Annotated in this window: 3 protein-coding genes; 2 read left to right on the top strand and 1 reads right to left on the bottom strand. The window is 74.0% G+C overall.

Features of this window, described 5'->3' with window-relative positions; genetic code table 11:
* Positions 1-791: GNAT family N-acetyltransferase (locus ABZW11_RS46165; protein WP_355432908.1), on the top strand; the 791-nt coding region annotated here is incomplete at its 5' end.
* An 8-nt stretch (positions 792-799) separates the two neighbouring features.
* Here the strand turns inward: ABZW11_RS46165 and ABZW11_RS46160 are convergent.
* Positions 800-1,909 carry a DUF1343 domain-containing protein gene (locus tag ABZW11_RS46160; RefSeq protein ID WP_355432906.1) on the bottom strand — a complete coding sequence of 370 codons (1,110 nt, stop codon included), beginning with the start codon at positions 1,907-1,909 and terminating at the stop codon, positions 800-802.
* Positions 1,910-1,966: 57 nt separating this feature from the next.
* Here ABZW11_RS46160 and murQ point away from each other — a divergent pair, with 57 nt between their 5' ends.
* Positions 1,967-2,866, top strand: coding sequence for an N-acetylmuramic acid 6-phosphate etherase (gene murQ, locus ABZW11_RS46155; RefSeq protein ID WP_355432904.1), 900 nt, complete (start codon positions 1,967-1,969; stop codon positions 2,864-2,866).
* Positions 2,867-3,074: the final 208 nt, after the last annotated feature.

The following is a 3,074-nucleotide window of genomic DNA, read 5'->3' as shown; positions in this document are numbered from 1 at the left end:
CCGCGCTGGTGCGCGGCCTGGCGCGGCCCCCGGCCGAGCGGCGCTGGACGGCGCTGGCCGTGGACGGCGGCGTGGTGATGGCCTCGCTCAACTCGGTGAACCCCGCGGTCGGTCACGTCGACCTGCTGGCCGTGGAGCCGTCGGCGCGGGGCGCAGGGCGCGGGCGGGCGCTGGTGCGGGCGGCCGAGGACTGGCTGCGCGGCCAGGGGGCCCGCGAGGCCCGCTTCGCCGGCAACCCGCCCTGCTACGCCTGGCCGGGCATAGACGTGCGCTACACCGCCGCCGCGTGCCTGGCCGAGCGTCTCGGCTACGAGCGCTACGAGATGGCCTGGAACATGACCGCCGACCTGCGGCATGCCGACCTGTCCGTCGAGGACGAGCTGGCCGCGCTCAAGCGCGCGGGCGTCTCCGTGCACGGCCTGGGCGGCCCCATGGACGCCGGGTCGGATCGCGAGCGGGTGGCGGCCTTCGTCGCCGGGCATTGGAACGATCGCTGGGCCTGGGAGGCGGTCAACGCGGCCGGGCTGCACTACGCGGAACGCGACGGCCGCGTCCTCGGCTTCGCGGCCTGGGGAGCGCGGCCGTCCTGGTTCGGCCCCATGGGCACCGCGCCCGACGCCCGCGGTCTCGGCCTCGGGCGCGTGCTGCTGCGCAGGTGCCTGGCCGAGCAGCGGGCCGCCGGGCAGGACCACGCCGAGATCGGGTGGGTGGGGCCGTTGCGGTTCTACTCGCGCGCCGTGGGCGCGCGAGCCGAACGCGTCTTCTGGCTCTACCGGCGCGATCTGGCGTGATGGGCCGGTCAGTACAGAAGTCCTCCCTCAGGGTGGGCGGGCGGCGGGCACAACTCGCGCGGATCCCCACCGGCCTCCAGGCACTTCTTGAGCGTGCCGGACCCCCACAGGTGGTCGAGGAACAGCTCCGGGCCCTCCCAGCGCAGCTCGTCCGGGTGGAGGGTCCGGGCCACGTGCAGCATCGACAGGCCCGTCAGCACCGGGCGGAACGCGGCGGGGTCGTGCACGTGGAGCTGCACCCCCCGTACGGGGACGCCGGCGTGCTTGTGGAACGTCGGCGTGAACCACGCCTCCCTGAACCGCACCCCCGGCAGGCCCAGCTCGCCGAGCGCCGGGGCGAAGCGCGCGTCCAGGTACGGCGCCCCGACCAGCTCGAACGGCCGGGTGGTGCCGCGCCCCTCGGAGAAGTTGGTGCCCTCGAACAGGCCGGTGCCCGGATAGACCAGCGCGGTCTCCGGGGTCGGCATGTTGACCGAGGGCATCACCCAGGGCAGCCCCGTGCCGGCGTGGGTCATCTCCCGCCGCCAGCCCTCCATCGTGACCACGGTCAGGTCGAGGTCGAAGCCGTACAGGCCGGCCAGCTCCCCGGCCGTCCTGCCGTGCCGCAGCGGCAGCGGGAAGCGGCCGACGAAGCTCGCGTACGCCGGGTCGAGCAGCGGCCCCTCCTCGACCGTCCCGCCCAGCGGGTTGGGCCGGTCCAGCACCACGAACCGCAGTCCCAGCCGTGCCGCTGCGGCCATGAGGTCGTACATGGTCCACACGTAGGTGTAGAAGCGGGCGCCCACGTCGGCGATGTCGAAGACCAGCGTGTCCACCCCGGAGGCGGCCACCACCGCGTCGAGGGCGTCGCCGGAGAGCTTGTGCGTGTCGTAGACCGGCAGCCCGGTCCGCTCGTCCACGCCGTCGGCCTCGCTGCCCGCGGCCTGCGCGGTGCCGCGCATGCCGTGCTCGGGGCCGAAGAGCGCGGTCAGGTTCAGGCCCGCCGCCAGCAGGGCGTCGGGCGTGGGGGTCAGATCGGGCAGGACGCCGGTGGGGTTGGTGATCAGGCCGAGGCGCGTGCCGCCCGCCAGGGCGGGATCCGCGGCCAGCCGTTCGGCTCCTGTTCGTACGTGTGGCATGAACCCATTGTCTGAAAGATATTTACAAGAGAGAAGTAGAGGGTGGAAATTAGCGACATGATTGATCCGCTATCAGAGCCGTCCACCGAGCAGAGCGACCCCCGCTACGCCCAGATCGACCGGCTGCCGACCCTGCAGCTCGCCCGGCTGATGAACCAGGCCGACGCCGCCGTGCCCGCCGCCGTCGCGGTGGTGCTCCCGGCGATCTCGGCGGCGATCGACGCCATCGCGGACAGGATGGGCCGGGGCGGCCGGCTGCTCTACGTCGGCGCCGGCACGTCGGGACGCTTGGCCGTGCTCGACGCCAGCGAGTGCCCGCCGACGTTCGGCACCGACCCGTCGCTGGTGCAGGGCATCATCGCCGGCGGGCCGGACGCGCTGACCCGTTCCGTCGAGGGTGCCGAGGACGACGCCGAGGCCGGCGCCGCCGCGCTGAAGGACCTGGAGGTGGGACCGCTCGACTCGGTGGTGGGCGTGTCCGCCAGCGGGCGGGCTCCCTTCGTGCTGGGCGCGCTGGCGGAGGCGCGCGGCCGCGGCGCGCTGACCGTGGGGCTGTCGTGCAACGACGACGCGCCGCTGTCGGCCGCCGCCGAGCACGCCATCGAGGTGGTCGTGGGGCCCGAGGTGGTGACCGGCTCGACCCGGCTGAAGGCGGGCACGGCCCAGAAGCTCGTGCTGAACATGATCTCGACGATCTCGATGGTCAAGCTGGGCCGCACGTACGGGAACAAGATGATCGAGATGTCGGCCATGAACAGCAAGCTCGCCGGGCGTGCGCTGCGCATCGTCAGCGACATCACCGGGGCCGACCAGGAGACGGCCGGCGCGGCGCTGGACGCGGCGGACGGCCAGGCGAAGGTCGCGGTGCTGATGATCAGGCACGGCCTCGACGCCGACGCGGCCAGGGCGCTGCTGAGCTCGCACGGCGAACGCCTCAGCGACGCGCTCAGCGGCTGAGCCGTCCGGGCGGGCGGCTGAACTCACGGTGATGGTGATGGGGATGAGGAGGACCGGGATGTCGGACCGGCTGGAGGCGATCCTGGCGGCGGCGGTGCCCGAGGTGTGCCCCGCCGCGGTGGCGCTGATCGCCGTGGACGGCTCCGTGGCGGCCCAGGCGGCCGCCGGGGTTCTGGTGCGGTTCGCGGACGCCGGCGGCGCGCTCGCC

The sequence above is a fragment of the Nonomuraea sp. NPDC004580 genome, from assembly GCF_040609855.1.
GTDB classification, from domain to species: domain Bacteria; phylum Actinomycetota; class Actinomycetes; order Streptosporangiales; family Streptosporangiaceae; genus Nonomuraea; species Nonomuraea salmonea.
Note: the sequence above shows the minus strand (reverse complement) of the source record. Positions and strands in the feature narration are given on the sequence as shown.